The organism is Algoriphagus sp. CAU 1675 (assembly GCF_029222925.1).
Lineage (GTDB): Bacteria > Bacteroidota > Bacteroidia > Cytophagales > Cyclobacteriaceae > Algoriphagus.
Genome location: NZ_JARHUI010000003.1, coordinates 582,611 through 599,764, shown reverse-complemented (window position 1 = coordinate 599,764; position 17,154 = coordinate 582,611). Strand labels below are relative to the sequence as shown.

9 protein-coding genes are annotated in these 17,154 nt (G+C 41.0%); 8 read left to right on the top strand and 1 reads right to left on the bottom strand.

Annotation, left to right across the window (positions count from 1 at the left end; all coding sequences use genetic code 11):
- Positions 1-92 precede the first annotated feature (92 nt).
- The 3 genes from P2G54_RS09745 (at position 93) to P2G54_RS09735 (ending at position 6,152) form a co-directional block, all read left to right on the top strand.
- The gene (locus P2G54_RS09745) at positions 93-2,543 is read left to right on the top strand and encodes an ABC transporter permease (protein ID WP_275870579.1); all 2,451 of its coding nucleotides are present in this window, start codon (positions 93-95) and stop codon (positions 2,541-2,543) included.
- A 329-nt stretch (positions 2,544-2,872) separates the two neighbouring features.
- Positions 2,873-3,565: a head GIN domain-containing protein gene (locus P2G54_RS09740; RefSeq protein ID WP_275870578.1), complete on the top strand. Its 693-nt coding sequence runs from the start codon at positions 2,873-2,875 to the stop codon at positions 3,563-3,565.
- A 160-nt stretch (positions 3,566-3,725) separates the two neighbouring features.
- The gene (locus P2G54_RS09735) at positions 3,726-6,152 is read left to right on the top strand and encodes an ABC transporter permease (protein ID WP_275870576.1); all 2,427 of its coding nucleotides are present in this window, start codon (positions 3,726-3,728) and stop codon (positions 6,150-6,152) included.
- Between the two features lie 56 nt (positions 6,153-6,208).
- On the opposite strand, the gene P2G54_RS09730 is transcribed toward P2G54_RS09735, so the two are convergent.
- Positions 6,209-7,195: a bestrophin family ion channel gene (locus P2G54_RS09730; RefSeq protein WP_275870574.1), complete on the bottom strand. Its 987-nt coding sequence runs from the start codon at positions 7,193-7,195 to the stop codon at positions 6,209-6,211.
- 204 nt (positions 7,196-7,399) lie between these two features.
- Here P2G54_RS09730 and P2G54_RS09725 point away from each other — a divergent pair, with 204 nt between their 5' ends.
- From P2G54_RS09725 to P2G54_RS09705, 5 genes are all read left to right on the top strand, one after another.
- Positions 7,400-9,844: an ABC transporter permease gene (locus P2G54_RS09725; protein ID WP_275870572.1), complete on the top strand. Its 2,445-nt coding sequence runs from the start codon at positions 7,400-7,402 to the stop codon at positions 9,842-9,844.
- A gap of 53 nt (positions 9,845-9,897) precedes the next feature.
- Positions 9,898-12,309: an ABC transporter permease gene (locus P2G54_RS09720; protein ID WP_275870570.1), complete on the top strand. Its 2,412-nt coding sequence runs from the start codon at positions 9,898-9,900 to the stop codon at positions 12,307-12,309.
- 207 nt (positions 12,310-12,516) lie between these two features.
- Positions 12,517-13,191, top strand: a complete 675-nt coding sequence (locus tag P2G54_RS09715; RefSeq protein WP_275870568.1) for a DUF1080 domain-containing protein — start codon at positions 12,517-12,519, stop codon at positions 13,189-13,191.
- A gap of 11 nt (positions 13,192-13,202) precedes the next feature.
- Positions 13,203-14,555 (top strand): Gfo/Idh/MocA family oxidoreductase, encoded by a 1,353-nt coding sequence (locus tag P2G54_RS09710; protein WP_275870567.1) that lies wholly within the window; start codon positions 13,203-13,205, stop codon positions 14,553-14,555.
- A gap of 188 nt (positions 14,556-14,743) precedes the next feature.
- Positions 14,744-17,143, top strand: coding sequence for an FtsX-like permease family protein (locus tag P2G54_RS09705; protein ID WP_275870565.1), 2,400 nt, complete (start codon positions 14,744-14,746; stop codon positions 17,141-17,143).
- Positions 17,144-17,154 lie beyond the last annotated feature (11 nt).

Below are 17,154 nucleotides of genomic sequence, written 5' to 3'. Positions count from 1 at the left end.
TCCTAAAACGATAAAAACTAAAAAGAAGCCTTAGACAGGAGTTTGATACCTGCTCTGGATTCAAAAGATACCTATCTCAAATAAACTGAGCCATGTTTAAAAATTACATCAAAATAGCATTTAGAAACCTGATGAAGCATAAGTTTTACACCTTCATCAATATACTGGGATTGTCCGTAGGGGTGGCAGTTTGTATGATCATTACTCTTTTTGTTATCAATGAACTCAGTTATGACAAGCACTTCAAAGATTCAGACCGGATTTATAGGATCCATGGTGACATCATTTTTGGGGGGCATAATTGGGATATGGTATATGCACCCGCTCCTATGGCGGAGACCTTGCCGGAGGAGTTTCCAGAAGTAGAAGCTGCAGTCCATTTCAGACAGCAGGGCTCTTATCTGGTAAAGAAGGAGGATGAGAGCATCAAGGAAAATGATGCGGTATGGGCAGGAAAGGATTTTTTTAAGGTTTTTGAACAGCCCATTTTAGAAGGGGACCAGGAAAACCCGCTTGCCGAGCCCAATACTATGGCGATCAGTCAGCGTATTGCAGAAAAGTATTTTCCGGGAGAAAGTGCAGTAGGAAAATTCCTCAATTTCGACAATCGATTAGATTTTCGAATTACGGCAGTGTATCAGGATTTTCCAGAGAATACCCATTTTCATTTTGGTTTTTTGTTGGCAGCAGAAGGATTGGAGGAGGCTCAAAGCAACACTTGGTTAAGTAATAATTTTCAAACGTATGTCAAGCTGAGAGAAGGTGCTAGCCCTGAGGCAATGGATGCAAAATTTCCTTCTCTGATCAAAAAGTATTTTGAACCCGAACTTAGTCATTTGTTTGGAGAGGGTGCAACCATTGAGGCCATGAATGGCAATGGGGACAAGGTTGAGTTCAATCTCCAGGCCTTGAATGATATCCACCTTAAAAGTGATTTTCTAGGTGAGTTTGAACCTAATTTCAACTTAACCTATGGATACCTTTTTATATCCATTGCACTGTTTATTTTGATCATAGCCTGTATCAACTTCATGAACCTTTCCACTGCAAGATCCTCCAATAGGGCTAAGGAGGTAGGGATTCGAAAAGTAATGGGTTCCTACAGATCCCATTTGATCCGTCAGTTTTTAATGGAATCCATTCTTTTGAGTGGAGTGTCCTTCCTGATTGCAATTCCTTTGGTAGGGGTTTTACTTCCTGTTTTTAATGAATTATCGGGCCGATCTCTTCAAATTCCATTTGCTGCCGGTGGGTTTTATGGAGTTTTGATATTTGGGGCCATAGCTGTTGGCTTTTTAGCGGGTACGTATCCTGCTTTCTTCCTTTCCGGTTTTAAGCCGATCAGCATTTTGAAGGGAAATATGTCCTTAGGTTTGAAAAGTGGGATTATTCGCAGCTCATTGGTGGTGTTTCAGTTTTCTATTTCCATTATTCTGATCATTGCCACCATTGCGGTTTTCAACCAGCTGAATTATATCCAAAACAAAAAAATAGGTTTCAATAAGGAACAAATCATCACTGTGGATGATGTCTATGCATTGGGGGACCAAGTTGAAACATTCAAAAGAGAAATTTTGGCCAACAGTATGATTGATGCAGGGACAATTACAGGGTATTTGCCAGTTTCGGGTACTTGGAGGAGTGATTCTCCATGGTGGTCGGAAGGAAAAGACCCAAAGCAAACCGAAAATCTAGTGAGTCTTCAAAACTGGGCAGTTGATTTTGATTACATAGAAACTATGGGGATGAATATTGTGGAAGGAAGGAATTTCTCCTTGGACTTTCCTTCTGATTCCAATGCAGTGATTCTGAACGAAACCGCTGCCCGTAACTTCAATTTTGATGGGGACCCTGTTGGAAAAAGAATTTACGCTTTGGCAGATTTTGACGAATTGAACTTGGACAATTTGCAGGGAAAAACAGTGGTCGGGGTGGTGGAGAATTTTCATTTCGAATCCTTGAAGGAGAACATTGGTCCTGTCATGATTTTCTTGAGTAATCGCCCAAGGGGGATAGCTTCCTTCCGCTTCAATTCCGCCAATACAAATGATGTTGTTGAGTTAATTGGTGCTAAGTGGAAGGAATTGGCCCCGGGTCAGCCTTTTACTTACTCCTTTTTGGATGACCGATTTGGAAAAATGTATGCATCCGAAGTTCGTTTAGGAAAGGTTTTTGGGATTTTTGCCGGTTTTGCTATTCTTATTGCCTGCCTGGGTTTGTTTGCCTTGACAGCATTTACAGCTGAACAGAGAACCAAAGAAATCGGAATTAGAAAAGTATTGGGATCGACTATTGGAAGCATTATCGTGTTGCTTTCCAAGGAATTTACCAAGCTGGTAGTGATTGCCTTTTTGATTGCTTCTCCAATCGCATGGTGGATTATGAATCAATGGTTAAAGGACTATCAATTTAAACAGGAATTAGGCTGGCAGGTGTTTTTAGGGGCGGGGTTGTTTGCTGTTGTAATTGCTTTGCTGACTACGAGTTACCAGTCAATTAAAGCTGCAACAGCCAATCCAGTGAACTCATTGAAAAGTGAATAGCAAGGTATTTAGAAAAGCGAAGCACTCTGTAATATAAAAGGTCCTCAAGGGACCTTTTTCTATTTGATTTACCTAGGTTTTGAATGCAACCTTTTAAAATCCGACTGCATCTAATACTTAGAGAGCTTAAAGTCCAAGAAATGAAAGGCTTGAATTTTAGGAAGGCCCCCCAGTTTTTGTTTGGAATGTTTGTCCGCATACGGTCGAAACTTAGATAAGTCGGACAGTTCTTTTTATGGAAAGTGGCAATAGCGCTTAAAAAGCTGGTTTTTTTCTCTTGGCATAGTCTCTGGAATAATATGTAATACCAATCTATATCTCAAAAAATTATGAAAACTATCAAAACCACTGCTCTAATCTTTCTTTTATTCCTAATGGGCTACACAGTCAACGCTCAGGGGACAGAAACCCGAACTCCGGGAAATTTCACCAAAATTGAATCCGGAGGAAGTTGGGAGGTATATGTGAAAATCGGAAACAGGGACGAAGTTCGGGTCGAATCCGGAAACATAGCCTTGGATAAGGTGATCACGGAAGTAAATGACGGAAGACTGAAATTGGGTTTGGAAAGAGGGAATTACCGCAATGTGGATCTTACTTTTTATGTCACTGTAAGAGACCTTGAAGGTCTAGGTGCTTCTGGTTCTGGGGCCATTTTTGTAGAGTCTGACGTCACTACAGATCGGATGGCTATTGGAGTTTCAGGATCAGGCTTGATCAAGATGCAGGATCTCAATGCAGGCAAATTGAGCGTGGGCATTAGCGGTTCGGGAGATGTTCAAATTGAAGGTGGAGAAGTTGAGGAATTGGAAGTTGGACAGTCCGGTTCCGGAGATTTTGAGGGAATTGATTTGGTAGCAGGTTCCGTGAAAATAGGTAAATCCGGTTCTGGTGAAACTTGGATTTCCGTTCAAGAAAGCATGAAAGTAGCTTCTTCCGGATCTGGTAATATTTACTACCGAGGTAATCCTGAAATGAGAGGGATCGCAATGAGCGGATCCACCAAGCTGATCAAAAAGTAAAATCACTAACAACCCAGTAGAATGAAGAGAAAGTATCGATTAGCGTCATTAATCGGTACTTTTCTTTTTTAGTCTGGTTCAATTATAGGCTCTTCTACAGCTTTCATTGTTTTTCTTTTCCAAGTACGGGTATATGTTTTCATCTTAATCCACAATCCTGATGTTTAAAAACTACTTCAAAATTGTCATAAGAAATGCCAAAAAGAATCCACTTTATGTGTTGATCAATTTATTTGGTTTGGCTGTTGGCATGGCCGTTAGTATAGTCATTCTACTTTATGTACGATATGAGGTAAGCTACGACAAGCATTACCCTGATTCTGAGAGGATTTACAGGGTTTCCAGGGCATGGTTTAACCCAGATGGGGAAATTAGCCTTCATTTGGGACATACCGCTCCGCCTTTTGCCAATTTGATTGATACCGATTTTCCAGAGGATGTGGAAGTATCAGCCCGCCTGATGAATGCTGATCCGCTAATTAAGTCCGGTTCCAATGCTTTTGTAGAAGATCGTTTTTTCTTTGCAGATCCCGAAGCTTTTGATGTATTCTCCTGGAAGATTTTGGAAGGGGAATCCAAAAAAGCCCTGACTGAAGCCGATGGACTTATCCTTTCTAAAAGTACAGCCGACCGGTATTTTGGAAATGAGTCTGCTATTGGGAAGGATTTGATCCTTGAAATTGCGGGGATGGAATTCACCATGCAGGTGAGGGGAGTCATGGAAGATATGCCTGAGAACTCCCATTTTCATGTTGATTTCTTGGCTTCCATGCTTCCAGTTGTTCAGTTTTATGGAGGTCAGGATGCTTTTATGTCAAATTATGGATCCAATAATTTTTCCACCTATATCAAATTGGCCCAAGGGGTAGATCCTGAAAATTTTGAAGAAAAGCTGCCTTCTATGATTGACAGGCATATGGGTGAAACCAGTGCGGGGATTCCTTATTCAAAAGGAACCCAGTTGTTTCTTTGGCCAATAGCAGATATCCACTTGAATTCAAACCTTGACTCAGAAATTGAGCCTAATGGGAATATTGATTACGTATATATCTATCTGGCAGTGGCATTGTTTATTCTGTTAATTGCCTGTATCAATTTCATGAATCTTTCTACCGCCCGCTCCTCGCTCCGTTCCATGGAGGTAGGGTTAAGAAAAGTGATGGGGGCAGATAAGACCTTGCTTGTGAAACAGTTTATGGGTGAGTCCTTTGTGATGACGTTTTTGTCCTTAGTTTTAGCCCTGATTTTGGTATTCCTGTTTTTACCCGTTTTCTCTGATTTTGCGGAAAAGCCCTTAAGCATAAACTTTTTCCAACACCCCGATTATCTGCTTTGGATATTTGGTTTGGTGGTGTTTGTTGGCTTGGTATCAGGAAGCTACCCAGCCTTATTTCTTTCAGGTTTTTCACCAGCCAAAGTGTTGAAAGGAGCATTTAAAGCCGGAAAGGGTCATGAAAAATTCAGAGCATTACTTGTTATCGGCCAATTTGCTATTTCTGTTGTTCTAATTGTAGCGGTTCTGGTAGTGATTAGGCAGCTGAATTACATGCAAAATAAGGATCTGGGATTCAAGAAAGAGGATATGGTAGTCTTACCCAGTAATTCGAAAATCAATGATAATTACAGGATAATCAAAGACCGTTTGGAAAATCACCCCGGGATCCAGGCAGTAAGTATTTCCAGCAGAGTGCCATCTGGGAGATTGTTGGATTCCCAGGGTGCTACAGCTGAAGTCAATGGGGAAATGAGCCAATTGAATATCCGTATTGCGGATATCCATGTAGGTCATGACTTTATCAAAACCTATGGAATCCCGATCATTTCAGGAAGGGATTTTGATTTTGAGAGAGCCAGCGATTCTACCGAGGCTTTTATCCTTAATGAGACTGCGGTAAAGGAAATTGGTTGGAATAGCCCTGAAGAAGCAGTTGGAAAGCAATTTTTGTATGGGGGAAGAAGGGGGTTTGTGACAGGGGTCATGAAGGACTTTCATTTTGAAAGCCTCCACCAGCCAATAGTTCCAATTGTTTTCCTGATATCCCAGGACAGAAGCAATCAGGTAAGTATTCGAATTGATTCGGAAAAGCGGGATGAAGTTCTTGCATTTTTAAGGGAAGAATGGACTGAATTTAGGCCTGATTTTCCCTTTGAACCTCTTTTTATGGATGAAGGATTCAATAGGCAATATGAGGCCGAGGCCAGGGTAAAAACCATTTTCTCTTTCTTTTCAACCTTGGCTATCGTTATTTCTGTTTTGGGGCTTTTAGGATTGGTGACTTTTGCAACTGAGCAGCGAACCCGGGAAATTGGAATCAGAAAAGTGATGGGGGCGGAAACCTCCAATATCCTGATTTTGCTGGGAAAGGACTTTCTCAAATTGGTTGGGATTGGATTTCTAATAGCTATTCCGGTTTCTTGGTTTGGAATGAGCGAATGGCTGGATGATTTTGCATATCGTACAGGGATCAATTGGACCGTTTTTCTCTGGGCAGGGCTGATTGCTGGTTTAATTGCTGCCTTGACTGTGACCTCTCAAACCCTCAAGGCGGCTTGGGCCAATCCAGTTAAAAGCATCAAAAACGAATAAACTGAAAACCACAATTATTAAAAAGGAGAAGCTCAAGTGGCTTCTCCTTTTTTGGGTTACATCAAAAATCCGTTTTCGACTGGATAAGGTTTGGGGATGTCTTTTTCATTCAACATTTCCAAAAGGTCAATTTCTACAACCCGGGTAATGGATGAAATCGGTATATCGTTGTAACCGGCTTCGAATGGGTTTTCTGAATAGTCCCCGATTCGGTCTACCAAAAAGAAAATCCAGATGATAATTCCTGAAAATGGAACAGTCATATAGTAATGCAGTTCTGTGGACTGCTCAAAAATGTCCAAAAGCCCAAAAGGTATCAAGGCACAAAAGATGTAGTTAATCCAAAGACCTGTGGAGGCATATTGTCTGGGAAAAGGGAAGTTTTTTATTCTTTCACTCTTCCCTTGGTGATCGTAAAAACGGGAGATCAGTTGATGAATCCAGACTTGTTTAAATTCACTAATCCCTTTATCCGAATGGAGTTTCTCAAGATCCAAACTTTGGTTTTTGAGTAGTTGGCTGGGCATATTCGTATAGGAGTGAAGGGATTTAAGTTCTTCCTCAGAAAGGTATCTGTTGACCTCTTCAACCAATCCTTTGGCCATTTCTTCCTTAAAACCTGGAGTAAAGACCATTTTTTCGACCGGGAGATTGTGCTCCCAAGGCTTCCCTTTCCGCATGGCATGTTTTAGGGAAATTAGCCAGGCCAGATGCCGAAAGATCATCTTTTTTTTCCAAGAGGAAGGAACCTCCTGATTGGGTAAAGACAGGATGGCTGTTGCAAAGGTTCTGCTGTCGTTCACGATTGCCCCCCAGATTTTGCGCGCTTCCCAGGCCCTGTCGTAGGAAGAGTTGTTTTTGAAACCCAAGAAAAAGGCCACTGCTACACCTATTACAGAAATAGGCTGCCAAGGCAGGGAAAAAGGAATTTTGGTGATTTCATAGAGGATGACGATAATGGCGGAATAAATCAATCCATTGACCAAGGATTTTTTGGACCAACGCACCGTCATCCATAAGCTATAATGCCTATTTGCGTACATGCCGTTTTTTATAGTAAGCTAGGGAATTCTGGTCAAATTTTCAGAATTAAAAAGAGTCAGGAAATTGGGATTGCCCGATGACGGACAATATTGTTCGAATTGAAAATAGAATTGGAGGGAAAGTGGCCTTTTTAGCCATTTTGGGCTGGTTTTTCTGGCATAATCCTAGAATAAGGGAATGAATCAAAAAAAGTGCAACTACCCATGATCAAGAATTACCTTAAAATTTCATTTCGAAATCTTCTAAAATACAAGTTGCATACCGGTATCAATTTGATTGGCTTGTCTCTGGGTATTGGAGTTGGAATTCTGATTCTCTTTTTTGTCCAGTTTGAATTGAGCTTTGATAATTTCCATCCCGGAAGTGAGCGGATTTACCGGGTAAAAAGCCATGAAATGGTGGATGGAGAAATGACGGAATCTTTTTCATCTCCCATGATTTTGGAGCCAACCTTTCGAAATGAATTTCCACAAATTGAGGCGATTTCGGGTATGGTAGGAAGTGCGGTTCAGGCAAAACTACCGGACGAGAGCTCCCAGAATCAGCCGTTTTTGATGGTTAACCCCGATTTTCTGAAAATTTTTGATTTTCAGTTGTTGCAGGGAGATCCATCCACTCAGCTGAAGGATAAATACAGCGTTTTGGTCACAGAGGCTTTGGCTAAAAAATATTTTGGAGAGGCAAATCCGATCGGAAAGTCGATTCGAATGAAAATGGGTGAAAATTACCAAGAGTATGTTGTGAGTGGACTTTTGGAAGATGTTCCGGCCAATTCTTCTTTGAGGTTTGATATGTTGATGCCAATAGAAAATATGGACTTTTTCACAGATGAGGAAGGTATGAATTCTTGGTATAATGTATGGGGCAGTAATATTGTCAAGCTTCAATCTGAGGACCAGGTGGCTAGTATCCACAGGGGTATGGAGGCCCTGATGAAAAAATCCCTCGGGGAAGAATATGTGCCTGGGGAATTCTATTATTCTTTGGTTCCGATCTCGGAAATGCATTTTTCCGAAGCCGCTGGAAACGGTGGGTTGGAAACCACCAAGGCCTCTTTACTTTGGATTTTGGCAGGGATTGCATTTTTGGTATTGCTGATTGCCTGTATCAATTTTACCACCATGGCCATCGGAAGGGCGACTACACGCGCTAGGGAAGTAGGAGTTAGAAAGACCATGGGGGCCAATTTTCCCCAGTTGATTTTTCAGTTTTTAACGGAGGCATTTTTGACCACCTTGGCCGCCACAATTTTGGGAGTTGTTTTGGCTGAATTGATTTTGCCAACTTTTAATACCCTTTTCGAAAAAGAGCTGAATCTGGTTTATGGACCTATACAATTGGGGATATTGGCAGGTTTGATTCTGTTGATCACTGCTATGGCTGGTGCCTATCCGGCATTTTTTCTATCCGGACTCAGACCAATCAAGGTTTTAAAAGGGAATCTTTCAATCCATTTTGGGAAGCAGGGTTTGAGAAAAGGTCTGGTAGCTTTTCAATTTTTCATTTCCTTTTTACTGATCGCGTCTACTCTGATCATGGTCAATCAAATGAATGCGATCCGAAACTTCGAATTGGGATTCAATCAGGAGCAAGTTGTTGTAATTGAGATTCCAGATGTTCCCTCCACGAGCTTTGTAAAATCGCTTAAAGAGAGTTTTTCGAAAGCTGAGTCCTTCAGGCAAGTGTTGTCTTCCCAAACCGAGGTGTTATCCACAGCAATTTCAGTCGGAACCTATGGGGATAATGCCTTTTGGCGAGTTTCATTTCCTAGGGAAGACGGAAGTCTGTTTGATTTTTATGTGAATTTTGTAGGTGGAGACTATTTGGAAACCCTTGGGTTGGAATTGGTGGAAGGAAGAGGGTTGAATCCCGATCCTGGAATGGACAGTAGTGCCATGGTGATCAATGAAACCTTTGCCAAAGCTTTGAACTGGGAAGACCCTCTAGCCGAACAGTTGCATGCATCTCGTTTTGATTCCCATCAGATAGTTGGGGTGGTCAAGGATTACCATCATGCTTCTCTTTATTCACCGATAGAGCCAATTCTTTTTGCCAAATCACCTGATGCAGTTTTGAGCGGTATTTCCAATTTGATGATCCGATCCAATACCAACCCTAGAGTATTGGTTAAGTTGAATTCGGGGAATTTTGAAAGAACCAAAGCCATGCTAGAAGGGGAGTGGAACAAAAACTTCCCCGGGGAGACATTTGAATTTAGGTTTTTGGATGAGACAGTTCAGTCCCAATATGCAAATGATGAAAGATTGGGGAAGATGGTATTAATGGCAGCCTTAATCGCCATTTTGATTGCTTCCATGGGCTTGTTTGCCATGGTGGCTCTTGCGATAGCTGGAAGAACCAAGGAAATCGGGATCCGGAAAGTATTGGGAGCTTCGGAATGGGGGATATCCTGGATGTTCGGAAAGGAATTTTTGAGTATCACTTTGATCGGGGTGTTTGTAGCTATTCCTTTAAGCGGGTATCTGATGCAGTCTTGGCTTTCCCAATTTGCAGTTAAGGAATGGCCTTCCTGGGTGAGTTTTGTGCTATTAGTTGTAGGAGGAGTGATTTTTACGCTTTTGATTGTTGCTTTTCAAGCCTTGAAAGCCACCAGATTAAATCCAGTGGAAACGCTCAAGGATGAATAAAGAAAAGAGATGAGGGCCTGTTTCAAGTTTTTAAATATTATTCTGTATAAGACATGCTAAAAAACTATTTCAAAATCGCTTTTAGGAATATTCTTCGAAACAGGGTCAGGACTATCATACATGTCTTGGGACTGGCAATGGGTATTTCCATTTGTTTCCTAATCTTCAATGTGGTTTGGCATGCCCATAGTTTTGACAGGTTTCACCCGGATGGAGATCAGATCTTTAGAGTGATGACTACCACTGATTTTGGTGCAATGAAGTATAGTTCTCCTGGAGCTCCGGGACCTTTGGGTGAGGTACTAAGGGATGAAGTAGCAGGAGTTGAGCAATCAGGAAGGTTGTATACTTTGTATCAAACCTTGATTGCTTTACCGGAAAGCAATCAGGTTTTTGGGAGGGAAAATCATGTGACTTTTGCTGATGAGGGGTTTTTCCGGCTTTTTCCCAGAGAGTGGCTTTCCGGGAATCCTAAGGAAGCACTTTCCGAACCCAATCAGGTGGTCATCACAGAGGAAAGTATGAAATCCTACTTTCCAGGTTTATCACCTGCCCAGGTGCTTGGAAAGGAAATGCTTTTTGTAGATGTGGATTCTATTTTTGTCACCGTTTCCGGTGTAGTTTCAGATTTTAAAGAAAATACAGAATTAACCTATCGGGAATTTATTTCCTATGTCACAGCCCAGAGAAATAAAAAGGAGAGTTTGTATAATCTGGGTAGCTGGAATAACGTTAACTCCAGTAGTCAGTTGTTTTTCAAGAAAAATCCGGAAGCGCAGGTAGAGTCACTAAAACTTGGCCTTAGGGCAATTGAGCAAAAGTATTATGCTGATCAGGAGGAAGACGGCAAGACTACTTTTGACTTTGAGTCACTTTACGAAATGCATTTTTCGGATTCCTATTCCAATGGAGGGATTTCCAAAGCATTACTCAAGGGACTTCTTGTAGTTGGAGGAATAATTTTGGTTCTGGCCTGTCTCAATTTTATCAATTTGGAAACCGCACATGCCATTGGCCGGGCTAAGGAAGTCGGAATCCGAAAAACCCTGGGAGGAGGTAAAAGCCAGTTGGTTTTCCAGTTTTTGGCAGAAACCTATTTGATGGTGTTAATAGCGGCCCTACTTGGGGTAATTCTCTCAGAATTGATCTTTAAAACCTTCCAGAGTTATCTGCCTCAAAATTTCACAATGGATTATTTTTCAGGGAATAACTTTCTGTTTTTGTTCCTATTTACAGTTGGAATCACACTGATAGCAGGTATTTATCCTTCGCTGGTGCTTTCAAATTATCAGCCTCATCGGGCCTTAAAAGGGGAAAAGGTCATGACGGGGAAATTTTCGATTGGGGTTTTTCTAAGAAAAAACTTGAGCATCCTTCAATTTTCAAGTTCTATCGCTTTCATCATTTTGGTACTGATTGTTAGTTTCCAGATTCGCTATGTGACCAGCCATCCTGTTGGATTCAACAATGATATGGTAGTCTATTCCTATCTTCCTTTTAGGTCAGGAGTGGAAAGGGCTACCCAGCTTAGGGAAAGATTGGCTCAAAAATCTTACATCCTAGGAAGTAGCCTAAGTGGAGATCCAGTTTCTTCGACTGGATTATGGACCTCGGATATCAGTGTTCCCAAAGATACTACAGAGCTTAAATTTTTTACCCAGGTAAAGAATATTGACAGTTCATTTATTGCAGTCAATGGCTTGAACTTACTTTCAGGTCGAAATCTTGGAGACCACTCTTCAGAATTGTTGGTCAATCAGCAATTCTTAAAAGAGGTGGGATGGAAACTTCCTGAGGAAGCGGTAGGTAAACAGGTGGACTTTGGAGGGAAAAGCCAGACCATTGTGGGAGTGGTTAATGACTTTAACTCATCAAGTCTGAAAGTAGGAATTCTGCCTATGGTTTTGATTCAAAATCCCGAATACCAAAACGTGATTTCTGCCAAGCTCGCTGAAGGGAGAAACCTATCGGAAATGATTGAGAGCCTGAAAGCAGAATACTTGGCAGTTTATCCTTACGAAACACCTGACTTCAAATTTTTAGACCTGGAAATGAATAGATTTTATGAGGAGGATTTTAGGATTCGAAATGTATTGGGCTTTGCCTGCTTTTTGGCCTTGCTCATTTCAGGAATGGGCTTGTTTGGATTATCCTCCTTTACGATTACCCAGCGTATGAAAGAGATCAGCGTTAGGAAAGTTTTGGGAGCTAGTCTTTTTCAAATTCTTAGTCTGATTTCCAAAGATTATATTCTATTGATCGGTATTTCCTTTTTATTGGCCAGTATTCCTACTTATTATCTTTCCCGGGAATACCTAAATGGATTCAATTACAAGATTGATATGCCGTATCTACTTTTTGTAATTGGAGGTTTGAGTGTATTGATTCTATGTTTGGTAATTGTCGGAGTACATTCTTTAGCTGCGGCCAAGAAAAACCCAGCAAAGGTCTTGAAGGATGAATAGCAATGTGCCGATCCATTCATGAACATTCTATTGAAGAAAATGGAGGCTTGGTTGGTGGTATTTTTATTTTTCGAATTTTGAAAAAAACAGAAAAGACTGACCAAATAATAAATTTTTTTTAATAAGTCAGATACTGTAAAATTCCGATGAGAGCCTTATCTTGTCTGAAAGTTTATTTTCTGAATACTATTAAAACGACCTTTTTCTATGCTGAAAAAATTGGTTAATGCCGTAATTATCCTTGCGGTTTTTGTCATTCCCACTTTTAGCGTTTCTGCTCAAAGTCTTGGCAGTGAGCAAGGTTTTACCCAGTTGTTTAACGGAACTAATTTGGATGGTTGGGTAGGAAACAAAACTTCCTATAGGGCCGAAAACGGGATGATTGTCATTGATCCCAAAGGGACGGGCGGAGGTAACCTCTATACAGAAAAGGAATATGGGAATTTTGTTCTTCGTTTTGAGTTCCAATTGACACCAGGAGCCAATAATGGATTAGGAATCCATGCTCCTTTGGAAGGGGATGCGGCCTATGAAGGCAAGGAGCTCCAGATTTTGGATAATACGGCGGAAAAATATTCCCAGCTTCACGAATATCAATACCATGGTTCTGTTTATGGGGTTATTGCCGCTAAAAAAGGATACTTGAAACCAGTTGGGGAATGGAACCAAGAGGAAGTCATCGTTGAGCATCCAAAAATCAAGATCATTCTCAATGGTGAGACTATTTTGGAAGGAGACTATTTGGAAGCATCAAAAAATGGGACTTTGGATGGGAAAGATCATCCTGGCCTCGAAAGATCCACTGGTCATATCGGTTTCCTGGGTCATGGGGATGTGGTCCGATTTAAAAACATCAGAATTAAAGAATTAACGTCAAAATAATAGATCCAAAAATGAGCAAGAAAATAGTCAGCATAAACCGGAGAGACTTTGTTAAAAGAAGTGGTATTGGTTTGCTTGGTGCCGCTTTGGCACCATCTCTTTTATCTGAAATCAAAACGGCAAACGGTAGAATCAGAACTGCCCACATTGGCTTAGGAATGATGGGAATGGCTGATTTGGATGCCATTTCATCCCATGAGGCAGTTGATGTAGTGGCTCTTTGTGATGTTGATTCCAATATGGTTGCCAAAGCAAAAGCTTTGTTCCCGAATGCAAAAACCTATGCAGATTACAGGGAAATGCTGAAAGAAATGGAAGATGAGATTGATGCTGTGGTGGTTTCTACCCCAGATCACACCCATGCTCCTGCTTCCTTAATGGCCATGCACATGGATAAACCGGTGTATTGCCAGAAGCCATTGACCCATCACGTGTCAGAGGCTAGGGAAATGAAAAGATTAGCCGAGAAGAAAAAATTGGTCACTCAAATGGGAATCCAGGTTCATTCTTTTTATGACTATAAACTGGCGACCCTTTTGATTCAGTCGGGAATCATCGGGAAAGTACATACTGTTCGTGCTTGGTCTCCAAAAAATTGGGGAACTGATGAGCCAACTCCAGTAGGAAGTGATCCAGTTCCTTCAAACTTGGATTGGAACCTTTGGTTGGGTACTGCTCCAGAGCGGCCTTACAAGGAAGGGGAATATCATCCGGGTAACTGGAGAAAGGTGTTGGACTTTGGTTGTGGAACCTTGGGTGATATGGGGGTTCATATTTTTGATACCCCATACAATGCCTTACAATTGGATGTGCCAAGAACCATTGTCAATGAATGTCGCCAACCGACAGGATATGGATTCCCAGAGCATAATATTGTAACCTATGAGTTTCCAAGTACTCCTTATACTGCTGAAACATTGAAATGGGTGTGGTATGATGGGTCAGGTGCTCCTGCTGAGCATGAGGATTTGAAATTGCCAAATGGAGACCAGCTTCCTGATCAGGGTGCGATGTTTATGGGTGAAAAGGGAAGGTTGTTATTGCCTCATTTCCAGCAACTTCCTCGCTTGATCGTAGATGGGGAATATAAGGAAATGGACATTGAGAAATTTAACTTGGGCAAGCCTGTTAAAGATTATGATTCTGAGAGTAAGAAGCATTACCATCAATTTGTGGATGCGATTTTGGGTAAGGATGAAACCTCCGCACCATTTTCCTATGCTTCTAGATTGACAGAGACCATTCTGTTGGGGGTGATTGCAGGAAGATTTCCTAATCAAACCCTTCATTGGGATAGCAAAAAAGCAAAGTTTGAGGAAAAAGAGGCCAATCAATACCTGCATGGTAAATACAGAAAATTCTAAATAAGACCAGATGTCTTTCGTCCGCTTGCGGACGAAAATGTTCGAGTTATTTCTAGAGAATATTATGAAAAACAGCCCCTATGTGAAAAATAGGGGCTTTTTTTATGGCACGAAAGTAGGGATAACTGTTACGAATTCGATTTGTAAAATTTAGATCGAGGATCATTTGATGCTTATTCCTTTTTCTTATGTGGAAAAATTATTTGAAGATATCTTATAGAAACCTAAAAAAGCGGAAGCTTTATACTGGAATAAATTTATTGGGATTGACAATAGCCATTGTCGGTTTTTTATCCATTTCACTCTTTATTCATCATGAGTGGAACTATGACAGAATGTATTCAGGGGCTGAGAGAATATACAAACTCAATCAGGAGTTTGCTGCCAATGGAGAAACGCAGTTGGTTGGAAGTACGCCTTCTTCTTTAATTCCGGTTTTGATTGATGAATTTCCAGAAGTAGAGACGGGAACACTGGTCTTTGATTTGGGGATTTTTTCATCCGTGGTTGTGGATGGGGGACAGGGAAGCCAAGAAGAAAAAAGTTTTGCATTTGTGGACGAAAATTTTTTCAGGGTATTTGATTTTGAACTTTTGGTAGGAGATGGGGCAAAAGTATTGGATGAGCCAAACCAACTAGTACTTACTGAATCTACAGCTAAGCGGTATTTTGGATTTGCTCAAGCTGCCTTTCAAAATGCACTTAAAATTGACGGAAAGGAATATTTAGTGACAGGTGTAATGGAAGATTTTCCAAGTAATAGCCATTTGGATTTTGATTTTCTAGCTTCCTTTAAAACTCATCGGCATGGGAAAAATCCAGAGTGGTCTCCCAGTAATTACTATTCCTATGTCAAATTGAAAGAAGGTTCCAATAGAGCTGAATTTGAAACGAAGCTTCCTCAAATGGTAGAAAAGTATCTGGGGGATATTCAAGAGGAATATGGCTTTAAGACCTCTTTTCTAACCCAACCAGTGACAGAAATCCATTTGGGGGATCAATCTTTGAGTTCAATTAAACCTGGGTCAGACGTTCGATATTTATACATATTTGGAGTGGTTGCCATTTTACTTATCGCAATTGGTGTAATCAATTATGTGAATCTGGCTACAGCCGAAGCAACCGAGCGGAACAAGGAAGTGGGTTTGAGAAAAGTGATGGGGGCTGAGCGGGTGCAGTTATTTGGGCAGTTTGTTTCAGAGTCTATGATCTTGAGTTTTTTAGCTACGGGTTTGAGTATTCTGTGTGTTTTTATGTTGGGAAGCCGCTTATCTGATTTGGTTGGATTTCAGTTAAAAACGGATTTGCTATTGACTCCTGGGGGAATTTTATTTTTAATTTTCTTGGTTCTGATTATCGGAATATTGGCCGGATTCTATCCTTCATTGTTATTAGCGGGAATGCAACCGATTAAAGCTCTTGGAAATAAAGTGAAAACCGGAGGAACTGCATGGGTAAGAAAGAGCTTGGTTGTATTTCAGTTTTTTGTTTCTACAGGTTTATTGATTGCCACCTTTGTAGTGAAAAGCCAATTGAATTTTATGCAAGATGTAAACTTGGGGTATGAGAAGGAGCACTTAATCGCTTTAAATTATACTAATTCAATGGAAGGCTCTGTGGAGGTCGCAAAGCAGGAAATGATCAGAAGCGGAGCCGCGGTTTCAGCATCAATAGCTTCAGACATGCCTGTTTTCATTAAAGCAGGATATAAAGTTTTTCCTGGAGGAGACTTTCAGGGAGAATTCATGATTACCGGATACTCAGTTGACCAGGATCTTTCAAAGACCATCGGATTGGAATTGTTGGCTGGAGTAGATTTAAATCGAAATGACTTGAATAGAAGTCAAGCCTATGAAGAGGGAGTGGATTTTCCGGTTTTAATAAATGAATCTGCTTTGAAAGCCACGGGGTGGTCAGCTGAAGAAGCAATCGGGAAGCGGGTGAATTTTGGAGGCAGCATGGCAAGGATCAAAGGAGTTGTAAAGAATTTTTATTTCAATTCTTTACATTATGAAGTCAATCCCTTAGCAGTTTTTCTGGACCCTAATCAAGCCAATGTCTTTTTGGTAAAATTACCAGAGGGAGATGTACAAAGTAACCTCAATAAACTTAAAGCGACCTGGGAAGGTATTTGGCCAGATAGACCCTTCACTTTCCAGTTTGTGGACCAAGCCTATGAGCAGCAATACCAATCAGAGCAACGCTCAGGATTGATATTTGGAGTGTTCTCGGGGATCGTGGTTTTGATAGCTTGTATGGGGCTTTTTGGTCTGGTTAGTTATGTGGCTTTAAGGAGAACACGCGAGATTTCAATTCGGAAAGTTCTTGGGGCTACCCAAGGAGATGTACTGACTGCTCTTTCAGCCGACTTTTTGAAGCTATTGGGCATTTCCGCTTTACTTGCTGTAGGATTTGGGATTTGGTTTACAGACTCTTGGCTATCTGAATTTGCAAATCAGGCTGAGGTTGGAGTAATCCCTTACTTATTGGCAATTCTGATCGTTTTGGTATTGGCTTTTGGAACCATTGCTTACCGAAGCTGGAAAGTTTATAGCCTGAACCCATCAGAGACACTTAAAAATGATTAAAACCGATCAAT